Consider the following 19010-nt stretch of genomic DNA (forward strand, 5'->3'; position numbering starts at 1 on the left):
TGCTGCAACGGGGTGGCGCGCGGTGACGCGCCACCCCTGTTTGATCAATGGTCGCAGGGGGTTACTGCAGGAGCGGCTTGTCGTCGTCGTAGTAACCGGCATCCTCGAGGACTTTTTCCATCCGGCTGCCGATCTCCTCGGCGCCTTCCTCGGTGGTGACCTCACCCAGCATCATCTTGGTGCCCCATTCCTGCACGATCTCGGTGATCTCGGGCCATTCGGCAAAGCGCGGACGGAACTCCGGCACGCCTTCCTGCCAGCTTTCGACCAGTGCGGGGATGAAGGTATAGGTCTCGGCCAGCGCCGGATCCGCATAGACGGACTGACGGGCAGGCACGCCGCCACGCTCGAGATACTCCTTGGCATTGGCCTTGGAGGTCGCCCACTGGATGAAGAGCCACGCCGCCGCGCGTTCCTTGTCATCCGCCTGCTCGGCCACCGCGAGGGAGAAGCCGCCAAGCGCGGGCTTGCGGCCTGCCGGGCCCTTGGGCTCGGGCGCGATGCCCACATCCGCCGCGATCTTGGACGTATCCGGATCCACCACGGAGGAATAGAAGGCCGACCACTCGGTGATCATCGCCACATCGCCCTGGGAGAAGGCGTTCACGGTTTCCGCATGGTCATAGGCGACGATGCCATCGGGCATGTACTGCATCAGCTCCTGGCGGAATTTCAGCCCGGCCTGGCTCTCGGGGCTCATCAGGTTGGACCGGAAATCCGCGTCGAGGAAAGAGCCACCGAAGGGCCAGAGCATCCGCGCAAAGCTGTCCGCGGACTGGGTCTCGTTCCGCTTGGACTGCAGGGCATAGGCGTATTTGCCGTCCTTGGTCAGCGCCGGACCATAGACGTTCATCAGCTCGTCCCAGGTTTCGGGCGGGCCATCGAACCCGGCATCGGCCAGCATCTGCTTGTTGTAGAACATCAGGCCGGAATAGTTGTCGAAGGGCAGGCCGTAGATCGTGTCATTCCAGCCGCCAAACGCGTTGAGCACGAGCGGGAAGAAGTCATCGAGATCGAGATCCGGGTCCACGATCTCAGGATAGTCCGCCATGATCTGGTCTGCGGGCACGATCCACTCGTTCTCGGCGAAGTTGCCGATCCAGACGAGGTCGATCAGCGCGATATCCAGATCACCGCCCGCCACGAAGTCCCGCACCTGCTCGCCGAGCGCGTTCTCGTAGGGGTGCTTGATGATGTTGATCTTGATCCCCGTCTCTTCCTCGAAGGCGGGCAGCATGGCCTCGATGGCCTCGTAACCGGGGCGCAGCAGGAACACGACATCAACGGTCGTCCCCGCATAGGGGGCAGCAGCCTCCTTCAGGCTCCAGCCATGGCCATCGGCCACGGCACCGGTGGCAATGATGCTGGCACAAGCGGCGCTGCACAGAAGTTTGCGCATGTTCTTCATTGGTTTTCCTCCCAAAAGGACTTCGTTGCTCAGACAAAGAATGTATTCTCAGCCATACAAAAGTATAATTACAGCTTGCGAGTCAATACAAAAGTTTCTATTGAGTTACAAAAGCACGTTTGAGAGTTGCGCCACCAATGGGGCGTCATCTGCAGGAGGCCAGCCGTGGCGGGGATCAAGATCAATCAGCTCAACAAGTTCTACGGATCGATGCAGGCGCTGTTCGATGTCACGCTGGATATCGAGGATGGCGAGTTCGTTGTCTTCGTCGGGCCATCGGGCTGCGGGAAGTCCACATTGCTGCGCACGCTGGCTGGGCTCGAAGGGGTGGATACCGGTTCGATCGAGATTGAAGGGCGCGACGTGACGAACGCAGAGCCGGCGGACCGCGACATCTCCATGGTGTTCCAGTCCTATGCGCTCTACCCGCATATGACCGTGCGCGAGAACATGGAATTCGGGATGAAGGTCAACGGGTTCGACCCGGCGACCCGGGCCGAACGCATCGCCGAGGCCGCCCGGATCCTGCAACTGGGCGACTATCTGGAACGCAAACCCTCGCAGCTCTCGGGGGGGCAGCGCCAGCGCGTCGCCATCGGACGCGCCATCGTCAAGAACCCCAAGGTGTTCCTGTTCGACGAGCCGCTGTCCAATCTCGACGCCAAACTGCGGGTGCAGATGCGGGTGGAGCTCGAAGGGCTGCACAAGCAGCTCGACGCCACGATGATCTACGTGACCCATGATCAGGTCGAAGCGATGACCATGGCCGACAAGATCGTCGTGCTGAACGGGGGCCGGGTGGAGCAGGTCGGCTCGCCGATGGATCTCTATCACAAGCCCAATTCCCGCTTCGTGGCCGAGTTCATCGGCTCCCCGGCGATGAATGTCTTCCCCGCCGATACCGGGCTGCGGGATCTGAGCCTCGATGGGCGGGCCGCCTTTATCGGCTGCCGCCCCGAGCATTTCGAGCTGGTCGATGCCGCGCAGGGCCATGCTGATGCGACGGTGAAAGTGAAAGAACGCTTGGGCGGAGAGAGCCTGCTGTATCTCGGCGTGGCTGGCGGGGGCGACGTGGTGGCCCGCGTTGATGGCGATGATCCGACCGAGGTTGGCGCAACCGTTGGCCTGAAGATCCCCGAGGGCCGTCTGCATCAGTTCGACGCCGAAGGGCGCGCGGTCTGATCCGGCGCGTCCATGAACCAATCCGTTCCCCTTGAGCCACCCGGCGCGCGCGACATCACCGCAGGGATCGCGGCAGTGATCTTCGATTTCGACGGGGTGATCGCCGATAGCGAGCCGATCTCGCTGGCATCCCTGCGAGACGTGCTGGACCGCTCGGGGATTCCGATGTCCCTGGAGGAGGTCCGGGACCAGTTTCTCGGCAAATCCCTGCGTGCGATCACGGAATTCGCCACCCAGCGGGTCGACGGCCTCTGCGCAACGGACTTCGCCCGGCTCTGGCAGGACGCGCTCTTTGCCGAGTTCCGCCGCAGCCTGCAACCTGTGCCCGGCGTGATCGCCCTGCTGGACCGGCTCGAGGCGCGGGGCATCCCGTTCTGCATCGCCTCCAGCGGGACCTTCGAGCGGATCGGCATCGCGCTGGAGGCTATGGGTCTGACCGCACGTTTCCCCCGGATCCTGAGCAGCGAGCTTGTGGCGCGCGGCAAACCGGCGCCGGATCTGTTTCTGCTGGCGGCCGAGCGACTGGGCGTGACCCCGGCTGAATGCCTTGTGGTCGAGGATTCCCTCTTCGGGGTTCAGGCGGCTCAGGCGGCGGGCATGCGTTCGGTCGGCTTTATCGGTGGCGGACATCTGGTGGATGTTCAGGCCGACCACAGTGCGGCGCTGCGCGCGGCGGGCGCAGCGGTTATCATGGCCTCGTTCGATGATCTGTTCGAAAACTGACGCGTCGGGCGGGGGCCCGCGCGGTTCGAGACGATCACACCATCTGCAAACGGAGCCGGTCGGGGAGGGCGGTGCATGAGTTATCTGGGGATTGATCTGGGGACCTCGGGTCTGAGGGCGCTGCTTGTCGGGACGGATGGGGTGCCCATCGGCTCCGCCGAGAGCAGTTATGCGGTCTCGAACCCGGCTCCGGGCTGGGCCGAGCAGGACCCTGCGGACTGGATCGCGGCGCTGGACATGGCCGTCGAGGACCTGCGCGCGCGCTATCCCGCATTTGCTGAGCTTCGCGGGATCGGCGTGGCCGGGCATATGCACGGGGCGACCTTGCTCGACGCCGGGGATGCTGTGCTGCGGCCCTGCATCCTGTGGAATGACACCCGATCCGAGCAGGAGGCCGCCGCGCTCGATGCGATGGCGGATGTCCGCGCGCTCTCGGCGAATATCGTCTTTCCGGGGTTCACGGCGCCCAAGCTTCTTTGGGTCAAGCGCCACGAGCCCGAGGTCTTTGCGAAGGTCGCCAAGGTCCTGTTGCCCGCAGCCTACCTGAACCACCACCTAACCGGGGCCCATGTGGCGGATATGTCCGACAGTGCGGGCACTTCGTGGCTGGATGTGGGGGCGCGGGGCTGGTCTGAGCGGTTGCTCGAGGCCGGTGAGATGCGCCGGGACCAGATGCCCGAACTGGTCGAAGGATGCGCCCCGGCCGGGGATTTGCGCCCCGAGCTGCGCCGCCGCTGGGGCCTGTCCGGGCCCGTGGTGGTCTGCGGCGGGGCAGGCGACAATGCCGCCGCGGCCTGCGGGATCGGCGCGCTGCAGGAGGGGGCGGGGTTCGTCTCGCTCGGCACGTCCGGCGTCGTGTTGCTGGCCCGCGAGCGGTTCAGCCCCGCGCCCGAGACCGCCGTACACACCTTTTGTCACGCGGTACCGGATCACTGGTATCAGATGGGCGTGATGCTCTCGGCGACGGACAGCCTGAACTGGCTGTCGCGGATCACCAGCACGCGCCCCGCCGACCTGACCGGAGAGCTGGGCGACGCCCTGCAGCCGCCCGGGGATGTGCGGTTTCTGCCGTATCTCTCGGGCGAGCGGACACCGCATAACGACTCGCGGATCCGGGGCGGGTTCACCGGGATCGCCACCAGCACCGACCGCGCCGGTCTGACCCGCGCGGTGCTCGAAGGGGTGAGCTTCGGGTTGCGGGATTCGCTCGAGGCTCTGAAATCCACCGGGGCGGATGTGGGCACGCTAACGGCCATCGGCGGTGGCAGTGCGTCGGAATACTGGCTGCGCCTTCTGGCCACGGTGCTGGGCGTCCCGCTCACCATCCCCGCCGGTCGGGAATTCGGGGCGGCTCTGGGTGCGGCGCGACTGGCGCAGATCGCGGTAACGGGCGCACAGCCGGCGGAGGTGATCACCGCCCCCGAGACCCGCCGCGAGATCGCACCCGATGCGACCCTCGCCCCGGCCTATGATGCCGCCTACCAGGCCTTCCGCGCGGCCTATCCCGGCCTGAAACAGATCCAATGAGGCGAGGTGATGCCGGTCTCGCGCCCTCCTCCGAACACAGGGAGCTGTCGCCTTGGCCGGATCACCGCCGGTATTTCGATCGGCTGGGCCGTGTTTTCTGCGGGTTTTGGACCCGTAGCGTTTGACATCCCGGCCAAAGCGCGAATGCTTCTGCGCAAGAAAGCAGCACCCGTTGCCTGAGGGACCGCAACGCGCCCCAGGCGTCGCGGTCCGACCGTTTCGACCCCTTTTGCCCGATTGGAAGACCCCATGACCAACGCCCTCGCGCAGCTTCAAACCATGACCGTGATCGTGGCCGACACCGGCGATGCGGCCCTTGTCAAAGAACACAAGCCTCAGGATTGCACGACGAACCCGTCTCTGGTTCTGGCCGCGCTGGACAGCCCCGATGCCGAGGCGCTGATCGCCGCTGAGGTGGCCGAAGCCAAGGCCAAGGGGCAGGATGCGCGCGCGCTTTGCGATACACTGACCGTGGCGATCGGGGCGACACTCTCGACGCTGGTGCCGGGACGGGTCTCGACCGAGGTGGATGCGCGCCTGTCGTTCGACACGGAGGCCTCGATCCGGCGCGCCCATGAGATCGTCGAGGATTACGCCCGCCGTGGCGTGGAGAAAGACCGGATCCTGATCAAGCTCGCCTCCACCTGGGAAGGGATCCAAGCCGCCGCGACACTGGAAAAGGAGGGGATCAATTGCAACCTGACACTCCTTTTCGCCATGGAGCAGGCCAAGGCCTGCGCCGATGCGGGTGTGTTCCTGATCTCGCCCTTCGTGGGGCGGATCACCGATTGGTACAAGAAGGCCAATGGCGTCGACAGCTATGCGCCGGACGAGGATCCGGGCGTGCAATCGGTGCGCGAGATCTATGCCTATTACAAATCCCACGGCATCGAGACCGTGGTGATGGGCGCGTCCTTCCGCAACACAGACCAGATCAAGGCACTGGCTGGTTGCGACCGGCTGACCATTGCGCCGAAGCTGCTGCAGGCCCTGCGCGAGGATGACAGTGCGGTGCCCCGCATCCTCTCGCCCGGGGCGACCAGTGGCGCGGCGGAGCCCACGCCCGAGACAGCGTTCCGCTGGGGCTTGAACGCCGACGCCATGGCCACCGAGAAGCTGGCCGAAGGCATCCGCAATTTCGACGCCGACCACCAGAAACTGCTGACGCTGTTGGCAGCGCGGCTCTGACCCCGCAGGCTGTGCGGTCCGACCCGGGGACCGACGGGCTAGGTCTGGGGCTCGGCGCAGACCGCGTGGGCCTTGCGAACGCGTTCGGTTGAGGCCGGAAACCGGCTGAGCTTTTCCGGCGGACGCACCGGGCGCGGCACGAAATTGCCCCCGCAATTCGGGCAGGTATTGTCGAACCGGTGCTCCGCGCAGGTCGCGCAAAATGTGCATTCAAAGGTGCAGATGCGGGCCTCGCGCGAGGCGGGCGGCAGGTCCTTGTCACAGCATTCGCAATTCGGTTTCAGGATCATCATCGGGCACACTCCGGGTTGTCTCTGTGTCTAGACTAGTCCTGTGAGCTCTGGCAGAAATGCCAAGATGCCGTCAAAAACCGCCAAACCGGATCGCCCGAACCAGACCCCCAGATCAGTGGTCTTCGTGGTCTATCCCGATATCACCCTGCTGGATCTCGTCGGCCCGTTGCAGGTCTTTTCCCATGCCGAAGATCCCGCGACGCAAGACAAGGGATATGCCTGTCAGGTCGTGTCCGTATCGGGCGGCATGATCGGGACGAACACCGTACTGTCGATCCCGACGCAACCCGCGTCCAGTCTACAGGGGCATCCCATCCACACCCTGATCGTCGTTGGTGGACAGGGGGCGATCCCAGGGATGCGCGACACGCAGCTCGTGGCCGCCGTGCGGGACATGGCCAAGGGGGCCGGGCGGGTCGCCTCCGTCTGTTCCGGGGCGCTCGTTCTGGCGGCGAGCGGGCTTCTGGATGGACGGCGCGCCGTCACCCATTGGGATGATTGCGCCCGGCTGGCCGAGACCTTTCCCAAGGTTCGGGTCGAGCTGGACCCGATCTTCATTCAGGATGGTCAGGTCTGGACCTCCGCCGGGATCACCGCGGGCATCGATATGGCTCTGGCGATCGTGTCCGAGGATCTGGGCCGCGCCGCCGCGCTCAAGATAGCCCGGGCCATGGTCGCGCAGATGGTCCGATCCGGGGGGCAGTCCCAGTATAGCCCGGCCCTGACACGGCAGCTCCGCGATGGCGCGGGACGGTTCGAGAGCTTGCACCTGTGGATCTCGGACAATCTCGATGCGCCTCTGACCGTCGAGGCGCTCGCTGCCGAAGCGGGCATGAGCGCGCGCAACTTCGCGCGCAGCTACGCGAAATCCCTCGGCACGACCCCGGCCAAGGCCGTCGAGGCAATGCGGGTTGAACGCGCGCAGGAGCTTCTGGAAACATCGTCCAGAAGCGCCAAGCAGATTGCGACGCTTTGCGGCTTCCGAAGCGAGGACCGCATGCGACGCGCCTTTCTGCGGGGCCTGGGCGTCTCACCCACAGACTACCGGCAGCGCTTTCGCGCTGAGGTCACATCCGGGGGCGCAGGCTCCGCCTGAGTTGCGCGGCTCAGGTCGGGCCCTCCACCGTGTCGCTCTGGTCAATCATGCTGATGATCTTGTCATCCCGCACCCGGAAGGCGGATGCGCCTTGAAAGCTGAGCACTTGCCCCGCAACCCAGCCATTGGGCAGATCCATGGCCACTTCGGCGCGATAGTCGATCTCAACCAGGGTTGTATCGGCCACCGTGATCGCGTGGCGCACCCTTTGGGAGCGGCTTCGAAACGCCTCGGCCCCGGCGCGGGCCAGCGTTTCAAAGGCGGCCCGCCCCGCGGTCACTGCGGTTATGACCCCGTCCGAGATGTTCTGAAACGTCACCTCCTGCGCGAGGCAGGCCAGCATGGCCTCAACATCCTTGCGATTATAGGCGTCCAGATAGGTATGGATGACGTCGGGCAGCCGGGTCATGTGATCTCGCGCGCCGCACCGGACACGCTCACAGAAGCGCCCGGTGTATCATCCAAGGCAACCTTGATCAGAGACGGACTGCCCATGTCTTCCCCCTGCCGGATGGTGAATCCGCCGCCATGGGGCCAGCCCGCATCGCGCAGATAGCCCGCGAATGCGGCGGCGGCGGCTCCTGTTGCCGGGTCCTCGAGCACGCCGCCCGAGGCAAAGGCATTGCGGGCGATGAAACTGCGATCCTCCTCGATATAGAGCAGCATGACAGTCACGAGGCCATGGGCACGCATGACCGATCGCCCGGCATCGAGGTCATAGGACATGGCGGCCAGCCGGGCCCGGTCCCTCAGCGGCAAGACCACGTGATCCGCGCCACCATGGATATGCGCCGGCGCAAGGCGCGGGTCGAGATCGGCCGCGGTCAGATCAAAGAGGGTCAAGACATCGCGCAGCTCCGCCTCGGACAGCGCGCGGCTCTTGGTCGGGGGGGAGGACAGGGTCGCGAGCATCCCATGCTCTGTCGCCTCTGCCGCAACGCTGATCGTGGCGTCGTTCAGAACAAGCGTATAGCTCCCCGCGCCGCCCTGCGCGCCAAGCGCCGCCCCGAGAGCAATCGTGGCATGCCCGCAAAAGGGCACCTCGGACTCCGGCGAGAAATAGCGCACGCGCCATGTCCTTGCGTCGTCCTCCTGCGCCACGGCAAAGGCGGTCTCGGAATAGCCGATCTCGGCCGCGACACGTGCCATCTCGGCGGCGCTGACGGCGTCCTGCAAGAGGACAACACCAGCCGGGTTGCCCCCTTCGGAGCCTTGGCTGAAAGCGGCGATGCGTTGAATGTCCATGGGGACCTCCTGACTTTCGTTTGCGGGAAAGCTACTCGATCCCGCAGGTGCGTGTCCCCGCATTCACAACGGCGATTTCTCCTTTTTGCTTTCTGATTGATGCTCGTTTGGCTATCCTTCCTTCATGTCCAAATCCCTTGATCAAACAGACTACCGTATCGTGGAAATCCTCGAATCTCACGGCCGGACCAGCCTCGCCGAGATCGGCAAGGATGTCGGCCTCTCGGGCCCGGCGGTGGGCGAGCGCCTGCGCAGCCTGCAGGAGCAGGGCCATATCACCGGCTTTGGCGGTCGGATCGACTTGCGGCGGTTCGGATACAGTATCCAGGCGCTCGTGCGGATCAAGCCACGCAGCGGCCAGCTGCACGCGGTGGAGCGCATGATCGAGGAGCAACCCCGTTTCATGGCCTGCGACCGGGTCACCGGGGAGGATTGCTATGTCGCCCGACTGGCGCTGCGGGACATTTCCGAGCTGGACGATATCCTCCTTCCTTTCCACGACCGGGCAGAGACGAACACCGCGATCATCAAATCCTCGATGTTCGATCCGCGATTGCCGCCCTTGCAGGAGGGGGTCTGATCCGATTGATCCGGGCGTCGCAGGCTGCGGGGCGGACGCGACCAAGCGCGTGGCATTCAATCGCTCCGTTCTGTCGGCGCACAGATCGCTCGGCCACTGATCGACGTGATCACCTCTGGCCGCGCGGGATGGTTCGGCGCTTTCGTTGGAAAGTGGCCATCCCCGAGCGGTGAAATCGCTGCAATCTTCCGAGTCAGCGCGACAGGGACCGGACCCGGTCCGACCCCGACCCAAGGCAGGTGACACGGATGACCCAACTCTCGGTGAACATGAACGTCGCGGCTCTGTTGCGGAACCGGCGCGGCCACCCCTGGCCGGATGTACCCGGGCTCGCCCGTGCCGCGCTGACCGCTGGGGCCGCTGGTTTGACCCTGCATCCGCGCCCCGATGCCCGGCACGCCACTGCCGAGGATGCCTGGACCTTTCGCCGGATGATCGACGCGCACTTTCCGGATCGCGAGTTGAACATCGAAGGCTATCCGGATCCGCGCTTCCTGTCGCTGGTCGAGGCCGTGCGCCCCGAGCAGGTGACTCTTGTTCCGGATGCGCCGGATCAGGCGACCAGCGACCACGGATGGGATTTTCGGGCACAGGCGGCGGAGCTCGCCGACTGGGTTGCGCGTCTGAAATCAGCCGGCTGCCGGGTGGCGCTCTTTGCCGATGCAGAGGCCGCGCACATGTCCGATGCGGCGGCGACAGGGGCAGACCGGGTAGAGCTTTACACCGGGCCCTATGGCGGCGCGCATGCAGATGCCGGTTTGGCCACGCGCGAGTTGCACCGCTTGGCGCAGGCAGCGATGGCCGCGCGGGGGTGCGGTCTTGGGGTGAATGCCGGTCACGATCTGACCGTGCCCGGCACGCGTGCCCTGCTCGCGCAAATCCCCGCGATAGACGAGGTGTCGATTGGCCACGCGCTGTTTTGCGATGCGCTGAGCTTCGGGATCACCGAGACCGTGCGCCGGTACCTGTCGGCCTGCCAAACCGCCGGGCTGTCAGCCGCGCCCCAGTGACCCAGACGCGATGGTGTCATGGCCAGAGCAGACTGGCCGTGAGCACGAGCCCCAACCCTGTGACCGCCTGCAGCGTCGCCCCGCTGGCCAGAACCCAGAGCGCGCGCGTATCCCGAGGCTCCTGCCCAAGGGCATCCCGGCGCACCAGCCAGAAATAACTGTCATTGGGCAGGATCGCGATGAAGGAGCCGAGACAGATGGCATAGACCGCTGCAACCGGATCGAGCCCGGCGGCGGCCACCACCGGTGCAGCGACCGGCGCCACCGAGGCAAAAGTCGCCATGGAAGATCCCTGAACCAGCTTGAAAACCACGGTCAGACCAAAGAGTCCGATCAGGGCCCCGATCCCGCGTCCATCTGGGACAAAATCCGCCAGTGGCACCAGATGCGTCAACACCGCGCCAAAGGCACTGGCCGCGCCGATCACCAGCAGGAGCGACCCCGTTCGCCCCAGCGCGGCATCCCAGCACGCGCGCCGGTGCCTCGGTGCGGTTTGCAACAAGGCCAGACCCGCCGCCGCCAAGAGCGCACCCTTCGGTTGCAGCAGGAAATCGACGAGGTTTTGCCCCGTCGGCCCCAGCGCAGCCCCCATGCCCAGCAAGCCCGCCAGCACGCCGAACGGCGCGAAGGCCCGCACCACCTTGCGGGTCGCAGCATCGGGCGCGGCTGAGGCAGGGTCCTTTCCCGATCCGTCATCCGGCACCCGGGTCACCCGCCCCCAGAGCACACCGACCGCCCATACGGGCAAAATGAGGGCAATCCCGGCCAGTGCCAGATCTGCGGCCAGACCGTCCTGCCCCGTGACGCCCAGCCCCGTCGCCACCAGGAGCGGCCCTGCGGGATAGAGCAGCTTGAACCCGGCATAGGCCCCAAAAGCCACATCGATCTTGTGCCCCCCGGCGGCGGGGGAAAGCGCGGCATAGGCCGTGTCTGGGCAGATCATGCCCGCCCCCGCAACCGGAGAGGCCAGTGCCGCCAACCGCCCCGCATTCGGGGACGCAATCTCTGCGTGACCCAACGCAGCAGCCAGCACGAAAGATGGCAGCAGGATCAGCGCGAACTCGCCAAGGGCAAGCCCGAACCCGGCATTATAGGTGCGTACCAACATCTCAGCGCTGAGCCCACCGGCCAAGCCGAGCACCAGCGTTGCCAGCGCCATCCATACGACCAGCGGCAGATCCGGGACCGCGCGGCGCAAAAGGCCAGCCGGATCCCGCCCCGGGATCTGCCCTTGTGCTTTCGGCTCGGTAACGCGCGGCATGGATCCCTCAATTTGGATGCTTATCACTCATGCTAATGCCCGGAATTGATCTGACAAAATGAGTAGTTTACGGTCTCATTATGAGTTTTTATCATCATGATCGACGACCCAACCCACGCCCCTCGCTGCGGAGCCTCGAGGTTTTTGTGGCGGCGGCCGAGCATGGCAATTTCACCGCGGCCGGGCGCGCGCTCGGCATCACGCAGAGCGCGGTGTCACGCCAGGTGGCGGATCTCGAGGCGATGCTCGGGGTCGTGCTGTTCGTGCGCCGGGGCGCGCGGCTCAGCTTGACCCCCACAGGTGGCCGCCTCGTCGCAGGTTTATCCCCTGCGCTGGCGGATGCGCGCCGGGCCGTGGCGGAGGTGGCCAACGCGCAGGCGGTCGTCACGCTCTCGATGTTGCCATCGGTGGCCGCGAAATGGCTGGCGCCCCGGCTTGGCGGGTTCGTGTCAGCCCATCCCTATATCGACCTGCGGGTCAGCGCATCGCGCCATCTGGTGGACTTTGCCGCCGAGGGGATCGACGCGGCCATCCGGTATGGACCCAGGCCCGCGCCCGGGCTGGTGGCGCACCCGCTTGCGGAGGAAACCGTCACACCGGTCGCCGCCCCCGGCTATGTTCAGGACCACGCCTTGCATGCCCCCGCGGATCTCGCACGCGCGACGCTTCTGCATGGGGACATTCCCGAGGATTGGCCGGAATGGTGCGCCGCCGCCAGCGTGCCAATGCCGTCTGCGGAGGGACCGCGCCTCGGCGATGACACCACGATCCTGCAGGCCGCCATCGAGGGCAACGGCGTCGCTCTCGGGCGGTCCCACCTGATCTCGGAGGACATAGCGGCGGGGCGGCTGGTGGCACCGTTCCCCACCCATCTGAAGGCGCGCTACGCCTACTGGTTTGTGTACCCGGAGGGTGTGGAACCGACCGCTGCCCTGATCGCGGTGCGGGACTGGACCATTGCGGCCTTCGCCGCGACATAGGCCCGATCAGAGGGTCAGGCTCAGGCGATACTCGACCCCGATACGGCCCTGATGCGCCGCGCCACTGTCTTGCATTCCCGAGCCACGATAGAGCGCCAGCGCAGCGGCATTCCCCGCATCGACCGCGAGGCAGAGCCGGCGGGCGTCGGGCCAGTGCCGCGACACGGTCTCAACCGCGCATTTCAGAGCCTTCCGCCCCAGACCCCCGCCCTGATACGGCGTTGCGATCTTGAACCCGTGGAGCGACACCGCATCGCGCGCAACCCAGTCCGGCGAAAGCGGTGGTCGTTTCAACAGGACCAGTCCGATCGGCGTATCGTCCCGCAGAAAAGCCAACCCCAACAGGCACCGGGGATCGGATGTCCGCCAATCCGCGAGCGAGGCATCGAAGCTGCCTCCGAACTCTTCCTGGTCCGGCGTCACGCTCAGCGCGCCAAGTGCCGCCAGATCTCTGGCAGCCAACGCCTCAAAGGCGACTGCCGTCACAGCGTAAGACCGGACCGCGCCCGTCATGCGAACGCCCGGAGGGGTCCCAAACCAAGCAGGCCGTCCCGCCAAGGCGCAAACCGACAAAAAGCGCGCTCAGACGTAGGGCCCGCCCCCGTGGCGAGCGAACGAGTTTTCCTTGGAAGCCTCCCAAGGGTTGCGGATGACGTCCTCTGCGAGCGGGTCGAAAGCAGTGTGCAGACCCCAGCCCAGATCGCCCTGTGATGGGGTCCATCCTGTTCCGTTCGGCGCGGGATACGGGCGAAGGGCATCGGGCAGGCTCCTGTTGTGGGCTGAATACGCCCAGTTTATCCGGTCGGGCAGGCAGCTGCAGGGACCGCTTTGGGGGAAATCCGCCGACCACTTGCCAGGACGGCCCTCTCACAGCTCGGGCAAGGCTTCCGCAATGGCGGTCGCCAAACGCGCGGCGGCACTCGGATTTGCCCGCGCAAATCCGATGACCAGGCCGCGCGCCGGGCTGTCGATGCAGAGCCGCGACAGGGGCAGGACCTGAAACCCCCGTGCCCAGAGGTGGTCCTTGATCCGGCGATCATCCGTGCCGTCGGGCAAGCGCAGGCAGATCTGCAGCCCGCCATCCGGTTTCGAGACCGCGATATCCGCGCCCAAACGACTGTGCAGCGCATCCGTGAGGCACAGCATCCGGTCCTGATAGATCCGTGCCGTCGTCCTGAGATGTCGCGCGAAACGACCGGAACTGATGAACTCTGCCATGGCGGCCTGAACATGGGTGTTCACGCTGGCCCCGATCGCGCGGTGGGCGCGGCGCACAGGCGCCACCAGATCCGGCGGCACGATCAGCCATCCCAGACGCATGGCCGGCATCAGGCTCTTGGACAGGGTGCCGAGGAGCGCCACAGACGCCGCCTTGTCCAAGGCAAAGACGGGTGGCACATCCGCGCCTTTCCAGACGAAATCGCCGTCATAATCATCCTCGATCACGATGGCATTCTGCGCCTCGGCGAAGGCAAGAACATCGAGCCGCCGCGCGAGCTGCATCCGGGTTCCGGTCGGGTATTGCGTCGAGGGCGTGACATAGATCAGACGGGTCCGCTCCGCCGTTTCGGCCCGGCGCAGATCCTGGGCCAAAGCACGCGTCCTGAGGCCCTTCGCCTCGAACAGGGCCTTGCCGCCCGCATAGCAGGGATCCTCCATCACGACCGTATCGCCGGGATCGCTGAGCAGATCCGTCATCAGTGACATGCCACTTTGCGTGCAGGGCAGGATGAAAAGTTGCTCGGGCGAGATAGAGACGCCGCGGCTGCGCTTGAGATGCAGCGCCAGCGCCTCGCGCAGGAGCGGTAGGCCCTGGAACGACTCATACATGTCGAGCCCGCCGCGATTGCGCCGAGCGACGCGCCTCAGGCAGATCGCCCAATCATCCCGGGGAAACAGGCTGGGATCCGGCAGGCCCGGCGCAAACGCCTCAACCTTGCCCGTGTCGTAGCCCGCGCGGTGATCCGCGCTGAGGATCCGGCCCCGCTCGGAGAGGGAAATCGCAGTTTGTCGGGCTGGACGCTTGGGCTGCAACTCGGGCAGGGCGCAGACCCTGGGGCGCGCGCCACGCCGGGTCTCGATCACGCCTTCGGCCTGCAAACCCTCATAGGCCTCGATCACCGAGTTCCGCGACATCGCCAGGGCATGGGCCGCCTTGCGCGTGGAGGGCAGTTCATCCTGCGGCCTCAGAACCTGTTCGGTCACGCCCCGCCGTATGGCCAGACGCAGGGCGCTGACCTTGCCCACATCGGGGGGCGCGTATTTCTCGATCAGGGCGGCGATCTCAAGTGGCTCTATCATCTGGACAACTTTTCGGACAAATTTGAGACCAGTTTGCTGGCTGAGCCGCGATCTTTCAAGCCAGAAAGGTCAGCAAGAGTGACCTGAGCGGCGTGTGCATATGGATGGCGGTCCAAAACCGAACCTCGTCACGCTTTGCTCCGCGCGACAGGACCAGATCCGGTAAAACCCGCTGAGCCAGTCATGCTGATGATGCGCGTTTCCAGCGTGGCGTGTCCGGCTGGATCCCGAGGCCTTCGCAGAGCATCCCCGGCGGGCGGCTGAGATCATGGCCGATTGCGAGATCGAAACCATTGGGCGCGGCGACGACACCGATACCGTCGCAGCGAGCACAGGTGAGGTATTCCGCTACAAAACCTTGAGGACGCCCGGGCGTTCTTTGCCAGCGAGAGATATCACGCTCTGGTGCCATTGCGCGAACGCGCCTGCGACATGACGATCCTGCTCTTCGAAGAAGTCGATTCCGGACCAAGCCGACATCGTGTTGCGCCGGGTTCCGGCGCTCCGGTCTTGATGGGCTCTGGGTCGGCTCGAAAGCCTAAAAAGTTACATAACTCTGATTACCCGCAAGACAGTCACACTCCCTCAGCCAGCCTCACGTCCCGCTTTGCTTACGCCAGCTGACGAGGTTGAGCGCCGCAAAGAGGATCGCCGCAACGCAGACGATGGAAGGTCCTGCAGGCGTGTCGAGCAGATAAGCGCTCTGCAACCCTGCCACCGCCGAGACCGCCCCGATCGCCGCCGCGATCCCGGCCATGGCTTCGGGTGTCCGCGCAAGACCGCGCGCCGCAGCAGCCGGTATGATCAGCATGGCTGCAATCAACAGAACCCCCACCACCTTGATCGCCACCGCAACCGTGATCGCGAGGGACAGGGTCAGGATCAACTGCTCGCGCTTGGGATCCAGCCCGCTGGCATAGGCCAGCTCGTCGTTCAGCGTCGAGGTCAAAAGCGGCGACCAGCGCCACACGATCAGGGCCACCACCAAGGCCGCACCCCCCCAGATCACCAGAAGATCCGAACGCGACACCGCAAGGATGTCCCCGAACAAATAGGCCATCAGGTCGATCCGGATGCCCGACAGGAAGGACACCGCCACCAGACCGAATGCGAGGGCCGAATGGGCCAGCACGCCCAGCAACGTATCCATCGCATAGCCGCGCCCGGCCAGCAGGGTGACGGTCATCGCCATGATCAGCGCGACAATCATCGCCCCGGCAAAGACCGACACTTGCAGCGCAAGAGACAGCGCCACGCCAAGGATCGCCGCATGGGCCGTGGCATCGCCGAAATAGGCCATCCGGCGCCAGACCACGAAACACCCCAAGGGGGCCGCTGCAAAGGCCACACCAACCCCGGCCAACGTGGCGCGGGTCATGAAATCGTCGAGCATTACTGGGCGGCCTCGTGGCTATGCGCATGATCGTGATCATGGGCATGGTCGTGCAGATGATCGTGGCTGTGGTCGTGGTCATGGTCGTGCCGGTACAGCGCCAGCGCGCCGCCCGTCCCGGTGCCGAACAGCGCCCGGTATTCCGGCGCAGACGCCACCACGGCAGGCGCGCCCTGACAGCAGATATGCCCGTTCAGACAGACCACCCTGTCCGACGCGCTCATGACCACATGCAGTTCATGACTGATCATCAGGACGGCACAGCCGGTCTCGCGCCGCACGGTCTCGATCTGTCGATAAAACGAGGCCGATCCCGGCTGATCGAGCCCCTGGGTCGCCTCATCCAGCAAGAGCACATCCGGCTGATTGATCAGCGCCCGCGCCAACAAAACCCGCTGGAACTGCCCGCCCGAGAGCTGGGACATCTGCCGCTTCAGCAGGTCCGGCACGCCCGCGGCCTCCAGCGCCTCCTTGCAGGCCGCGCGGGCCACACGATCCGTCAGCTGCATGAAGCGCGAGACGGTCATCGGGAGCGTCGGATCGATATGCAGCTTTTGCGGGACGTAGCCGATCTTGAGCCCCGGCTGGCGCGTGACGGTCCCGCTCGCCGGGGTGGCTGCCCCAATGATCGCGCGCAACAGGCTCGTCTTGCCGGACCCGTTCGGACCCACGATCGTGACGATCTCGCCGCGAAACAGGTCGAGTGAGACGTGCTGCAACACGGTATTGGCGCCGTAGCGGACGCTCAGGTTCTGGACAGAGATCAGGCTCATGAGCTGACCTTGTCGATGCATTTGGGGCAGACGCCCTCGGCCTCGACGACCGTGCGCTCGATCTGGAACCCGGCTGCCCGCGCGGCTTCGCCCAGCGAGCCCCGGGCGGGGGTGGAGCGGGTTTCGGCAACGGCTTCGCAGAGGCGGCAAATCATGAAGGCAGGCATATGGGAGGTTCCGGGATGGGCACATGCGACAAAGGCGTTGAGCCGCTCGATCTTGTGGACGAACCCATGCTCGGCCAGAAAATCCAGCGCGCGATAGGCCACGGGCGGCTGTGACCCGAACCCCGCCTCGCGCAGCAGGTCGAGGATCGCATAGGCCCCGAGCGCGCGATGCTCCTGCAACAGGATCTCGAGCACCTTGCGGCGCACCGGTGTCAGGCGCAGACCCTCGGCCGCGCAGCGCGCCTCAGCGGCGGCCAGCCCAGTACCGACACAGGCGGCATGATCGTGCTGTTCAAAGCCGACGGGCGCGGGATTTTCACCGGACATCTGCTCCCTCTCTCTTGTCATGTTATCTTATATCATATACCGAGATCGAAATGTTATAAGATCACGCAGAGGTTCCAATGTCCAGAATGCTTCTTCCGCTCTCCCTGTCGGCTGCCCTGCTGGGGGGCACGGCAGTGGCCGACGCCCCCAGCGTGGCTGCGGACATCGCGCCGGTCCACTCGCTCGTTGCGCGGGTCATGGCTGGTGTGGGGTCTCCGGACCTTGTCATCCCGGCGGGGGCCTCGCCCCACCAGTACAACCTGCGCCCATCGGAGGCCAAGGCACTTCAGGATGCGGATCTGGTGTTCTGGCTTGGTGAGGACCTGACGCCCTGGCTCGAAGATGCCGTGGACACGCTGGCCGCGACTGCCTCGGTGACAGCCCTGCTGGAGGCCGAAGGCACGATCCTCCATGATTTCCGGGAGGGCGCCCTGTTCGAGGCCCATGATCACGGGGATGAAAAGCATGGGCATGAGGAACATGCGGACCACGAGGATCATGATCACGAGCACGGCCACATGGAAGCCAAGGCCGAGGCTCACGACCACGACCACGACCACGACCACGACGAACACGCCCATGATGAGCACGATCATGACAAGCATGCGGACGAGGAGCATGCCGAGCATGACCATGATGAACACGATCATGAAGAGCACGCAGAGCATGATCACGATGCCCATGATCACGAAGACCATGCTGAGCACGATCACGACAAACACGATCATGAGGAGCATGCCGGCCACGACCACGACGCACATGGCCATGAAGGCCATGACCACGGTGACCATGACCCCCATGCGTGGCTCTCGCCGACCAATGCCGCAACCTGGCTGAACGTGATCGCAGCCAAGCTTTCGGCCGCGGACCCCGAGAATGCAGGCACCTACTTCGCAAATGCCGCCGAGGCCCGTGCGGAAATGGATGCGCTCATCACCGAGGTGACCGCCATCCTGGAGCCCGTGAAGGGCGGTCGTTTCATCTCCTTCCACGATGCGTATCAGTATTTCGAAATGGACTTCGACTTCCCCGCCTCCGGGGCGATCTCGCTCGGGGATGCAGCGGACCCGAGCCCCGCGCGCATCGCCGAGGTGCAGGGCCGTGTGCAGGATGAAGGCATTCAATGCGTGCTGGCCGAACCTCAGTTCAATCCGGGTCTTGTGACCACCGTGCTCGACGGAAGCTCGGCCAACACCGCGGTGATCGATCCGCTTGGCGCGGATCTGGAGCCCGGAGCCGATCTCTATCCGCAAATGATCCGCAACATGGCCACCGCGCTGGCCGGTTGCTTCTGACCCTTTGAGGCGGCCCGCATTTGCAGGGCCGCCAATGATTGCCCCCGGCGGAACGCCCGCCGGGGCACATCCAGAGTTTCACGGACAATCTCTGCCCATGAACTGAAATGTTATTACATCTGCTCAGAGCGCCTCGATGACCGACACCCCTCCCCCCGCCCCCACTGACCCGCGCGTTCCCGTGACCCTGCTCACCGGGTTTCTCGGCGCCGGGAAAACGACGCTGCTGAACCGGGTCCTCGAAGACGCCTCGGACGGCAA

Annotated in this window: 20 protein-coding genes; 10 read left to right on the forward strand and 10 right to left on the reverse strand. The window is 65.3% G+C overall.

The features are described 5' to 3' along the window. Positions 1-61: 61 nt before the first annotated feature. Positions 62-1408, reverse strand: coding sequence for an ABC transporter substrate-binding protein (locus ACP15I_RS20715; protein WP_424968666.1), 1347 nt, complete (start codon positions 1406-1408; stop codon positions 62-64). A gap of 165 nt (positions 1409-1573) precedes the next feature. Between ACP15I_RS20715 and ACP15I_RS20720 the strand changes: the two genes are divergently transcribed. From ACP15I_RS20720 to tal, 4 genes are all read left to right on the forward strand, one after another. Continuing rightward, positions 1574-2590 carry an ABC transporter ATP-binding protein gene (locus ACP15I_RS20720; protein WP_424976505.1) on the forward strand — a complete coding sequence of 339 codons (1017 nt, stop codon included), beginning with the start codon at positions 1574-1576 and terminating at the stop codon, positions 2588-2590. Positions 2591-2602: 12 nt separating this feature from the next. Then, positions 2603-3313, forward strand: a complete 711-nt coding sequence (locus ACP15I_RS20725; RefSeq protein WP_424976506.1) for an HAD family hydrolase — start codon at positions 2603-2605, stop codon at positions 3311-3313. Between the two features lie 75 nt (positions 3314-3388). After that, positions 3389-4840: a xylulokinase gene (gene xylB / locus ACP15I_RS20730; RefSeq protein WP_424976507.1), complete on the forward strand. Its 1452-nt coding sequence runs from the start codon at positions 3389-3391 to the stop codon at positions 4838-4840. 249 nt (positions 4841-5089) lie between these two features. Beyond that, positions 5090-6028: a transaldolase gene (gene tal, locus ACP15I_RS20735; RefSeq protein ID WP_424976508.1), complete on the forward strand. Its 939-nt coding sequence runs from the start codon at positions 5090-5092 to the stop codon at positions 6026-6028. 38 nt (positions 6029-6066) lie between these two features. Here tal and ACP15I_RS20740 read toward each other — a convergent pair whose 3' ends face one another. Continuing rightward, positions 6067-6321 (reverse strand): DUF1272 domain-containing protein, encoded by a 255-nt coding sequence (locus ACP15I_RS20740; RefSeq protein ID WP_424976509.1) that lies wholly within the window; start codon positions 6319-6321, stop codon positions 6067-6069. A gap of 64 nt (positions 6322-6385) precedes the next feature. Between ACP15I_RS20740 and ACP15I_RS20745 the strand changes: the two genes are divergently transcribed. Then, the gene (locus tag ACP15I_RS20745; protein WP_424976510.1) at positions 6386-7417 is read left to right on the forward strand and encodes a GlxA family transcriptional regulator; all 1032 of its coding nucleotides are present in this window, start codon (positions 6386-6388) and stop codon (positions 7415-7417) included. 10 nt (positions 7418-7427) lie between these two features. Here ACP15I_RS20745 and ACP15I_RS20750 read toward each other — a convergent pair whose 3' ends face one another. Together ACP15I_RS20750 and ACP15I_RS20755 are read right to left on the reverse strand one after the other, a co-directional pair. Next, positions 7428-7826, reverse strand: coding sequence for a nuclear transport factor 2 family protein (locus ACP15I_RS20750; protein WP_424976511.1), 399 nt, complete (start codon positions 7824-7826; stop codon positions 7428-7430). Continuing rightward, positions 7823-8662, reverse strand: coding sequence for a PhzF family phenazine biosynthesis protein (locus tag ACP15I_RS20755; protein ID WP_424976512.1), 840 nt, complete (start codon positions 8660-8662; stop codon positions 7823-7825). The genes ACP15I_RS20750 and ACP15I_RS20755 overlap by 4 nt, the downstream gene beginning before the upstream one ends. 124 nt (positions 8663-8786) lie before the next feature. Between ACP15I_RS20755 and ACP15I_RS20760 the strand changes: the two genes are divergently transcribed. Together ACP15I_RS20760 and ACP15I_RS20765 are read left to right on the forward strand one after the other, a co-directional pair. Continuing rightward, positions 8787-9242, forward strand: coding sequence for an Lrp/AsnC family transcriptional regulator (locus ACP15I_RS20760; protein WP_424968657.1), 456 nt, complete (start codon positions 8787-8789; stop codon positions 9240-9242). A gap of 248 nt (positions 9243-9490) precedes the next feature. After that, on the forward strand, positions 9491-10252 hold the full coding sequence (locus ACP15I_RS20765; RefSeq protein WP_424976513.1) for a pyridoxine 5'-phosphate synthase: 762 nt from the start codon (positions 9491-9493) through the stop codon (positions 10250-10252). 16 nt (positions 10253-10268) lie between these two features. Here the strand turns inward: ACP15I_RS20765 and ACP15I_RS20770 are convergent, their stop codons facing one another. Then, a complete protein-coding gene (locus tag ACP15I_RS20770) occupies positions 10269-11513 on the reverse strand; it encodes a hypothetical protein (protein ID WP_424976514.1) in 1245 nt (414 codons plus the stop codon). A gap of 80 nt (positions 11514-11593) precedes the next feature. On the opposite strand from ACP15I_RS20770, the gene ACP15I_RS20775 reads away from it, so the two are divergent. Beyond that, positions 11594-12493, forward strand: coding sequence for a LysR substrate-binding domain-containing protein (locus tag ACP15I_RS20775; RefSeq protein WP_424976515.1), 900 nt, complete (start codon positions 11594-11596; stop codon positions 12491-12493). 6 nt (positions 12494-12499) lie between these two features. On the opposite strand, the gene ACP15I_RS20780 is transcribed toward ACP15I_RS20775, so the two are convergent. The 5 genes from ACP15I_RS20780 to ACP15I_RS20800 form a co-directional block, all read right to left on the reverse strand. Then, positions 12500-13006 (reverse strand): GNAT family N-acetyltransferase, encoded by a 507-nt coding sequence (locus ACP15I_RS20780; protein WP_424976516.1) that lies wholly within the window; start codon positions 13004-13006, stop codon positions 12500-12502. A gap of 354 nt (positions 13007-13360) precedes the next feature. Next, a complete protein-coding gene (locus ACP15I_RS20785) occupies positions 13361-14794 on the reverse strand; it encodes a PLP-dependent aminotransferase family protein (RefSeq protein ID WP_424976517.1) in 1434 nt (477 codons plus the stop codon). A 595-nt stretch (positions 14795-15389) separates the two neighbouring features. Continuing rightward, positions 15390-16187, reverse strand: a complete 798-nt coding sequence (locus ACP15I_RS20790; protein WP_424976518.1) for a metal ABC transporter permease — start codon at positions 16185-16187, stop codon at positions 15390-15392. After that, positions 16187-16960: an ATP-binding cassette domain-containing protein gene (locus ACP15I_RS20795; protein WP_424976519.1), complete on the reverse strand. Its 774-nt coding sequence runs from the start codon at positions 16958-16960 to the stop codon at positions 16187-16189. Before ACP15I_RS20795 ends, ACP15I_RS20790 begins: the two co-directional genes overlap by 1 nt. Continuing rightward, on the reverse strand, positions 16957-17454 hold the full coding sequence (locus tag ACP15I_RS20800) for a transcriptional repressor (protein WP_424976520.1): 498 nt from the start codon (positions 17452-17454) through the stop codon (positions 16957-16959). The genes ACP15I_RS20795 and ACP15I_RS20800 overlap by 4 nt, the downstream gene beginning before the upstream one ends. 77 nt (positions 17455-17531) lie before the next feature. On the opposite strand from ACP15I_RS20800, the gene ACP15I_RS20805 reads away from it, so the two are divergent. Together ACP15I_RS20805 and ACP15I_RS20810 are read left to right on the forward strand one after the other, a co-directional pair. Next, positions 17532-18749: a zinc ABC transporter substrate-binding protein gene (locus ACP15I_RS20805; protein ID WP_424976521.1), complete on the forward strand. Its 1218-nt coding sequence runs from the start codon at positions 17532-17534 to the stop codon at positions 18747-18749. A gap of 136 nt (positions 18750-18885) precedes the next feature. After that, on the forward strand, positions 18886-19010 hold a 125-nt coding region (locus ACP15I_RS20810; protein ID WP_424976524.1), incomplete at its 3' end, for a GTP-binding protein.

Source organism: Dinoroseobacter sp. S124A (assembly GCF_049801015.1).
Classification (GTDB): Bacteria; Pseudomonadota; Alphaproteobacteria; order Rhodobacterales; family Rhodobacteraceae; genus Dinoroseobacter.

Bases quoted from the DNA above. Each gene is read 5' to 3' on its own strand.
- ACP15I_RS20740 (WP_424976509.1), bottom strand. From the start codon at position 6,321: ATGATGATCCTGAAACCGAATTGCGAATGCTGTGACAAGGACCTGCCG.
- ACP15I_RS20750 (WP_424976511.1), bottom strand. From the start codon at position 7,826: ATGACCCGGCTGCCCGACGTCATCCATACCTATCTGGACGCCTATAAT.
- ACP15I_RS20775 (WP_424976515.1), top strand. From the start codon at position 11,594: ATGAGTTTTTATCATCATGATCGACGACCCAACCCACGCCCCTCGCTG.
- ACP15I_RS20800 (WP_424976520.1), bottom strand. From the start codon at position 17,454: ATGTCCGGTGAAAATCCCGCGCCCGTCGGCTTTGAACAGCACGATCAT.
- ACP15I_RS20765 (WP_424976513.1), top strand. From the start codon at position 9,491: ATGACCCAACTCTCGGTGAACATGAACGTCGCGGCTCTGTTGCGGAAC.
- ACP15I_RS20785 (WP_424976517.1), bottom strand. From the start codon at position 14,794: ATGATAGAGCCACTTGAGATCGCCGCCCTGATCGAGAAATACGCGCCC.
- ACP15I_RS20790 (WP_424976518.1), bottom strand. From the start codon at position 16,187: ATGCTCGACGATTTCATGACCCGCGCCACGTTGGCCGGGGTTGGTGTG.
- ACP15I_RS20805 (WP_424976521.1), top strand. From the start codon at position 17,532: ATGTCCAGAATGCTTCTTCCGCTCTCCCTGTCGGCTGCCCTGCTGGGG.
- xylB (WP_424976507.1), top strand. From the start codon at position 3,389: ATGAGTTATCTGGGGATTGATCTGGGGACCTCGGGTCTGAGGGCGCTG.
- ACP15I_RS20745 (WP_424976510.1), top strand. From the start codon at position 6,386: ATGCCGTCAAAAACCGCCAAACCGGATCGCCCGAACCAGACCCCCAGA.
- ACP15I_RS20725 (WP_424976506.1), top strand. From the start codon at position 2,603: ATGAACCAATCCGTTCCCCTTGAGCCACCCGGCGCGCGCGACATCACC.
- ACP15I_RS20770 (WP_424976514.1), bottom strand. From the start codon at position 11,513: ATGCCGCGCGTTACCGAGCCGAAAGCACAAGGGCAGATCCCGGGGCGG.
- ACP15I_RS20760 (WP_424968657.1), top strand. From the start codon at position 8,787: ATGTCCAAATCCCTTGATCAAACAGACTACCGTATCGTGGAAATCCTC.
- ACP15I_RS20795 (WP_424976519.1), bottom strand. From the start codon at position 16,960: ATGAGCCTGATCTCTGTCCAGAACCTGAGCGTCCGCTACGGCGCCAAT.
- ACP15I_RS20715 (WP_424968666.1), bottom strand. From the start codon at position 1,408: ATGAAGAACATGCGCAAACTTCTGTGCAGCGCCGCTTGTGCCAGCATC.
- tal (WP_424976508.1), top strand. From the start codon at position 5,090: ATGACCAACGCCCTCGCGCAGCTTCAAACCATGACCGTGATCGTGGCC.
- ACP15I_RS20780 (WP_424976516.1), bottom strand. From the start codon at position 13,006: ATGACGGGCGCGGTCCGGTCTTACGCTGTGACGGCAGTCGCCTTTGAG.
- ACP15I_RS20755 (WP_424976512.1), bottom strand. From the start codon at position 8,662: ATGGACATTCAACGCATCGCCGCTTTCAGCCAAGGCTCCGAAGGGGGC.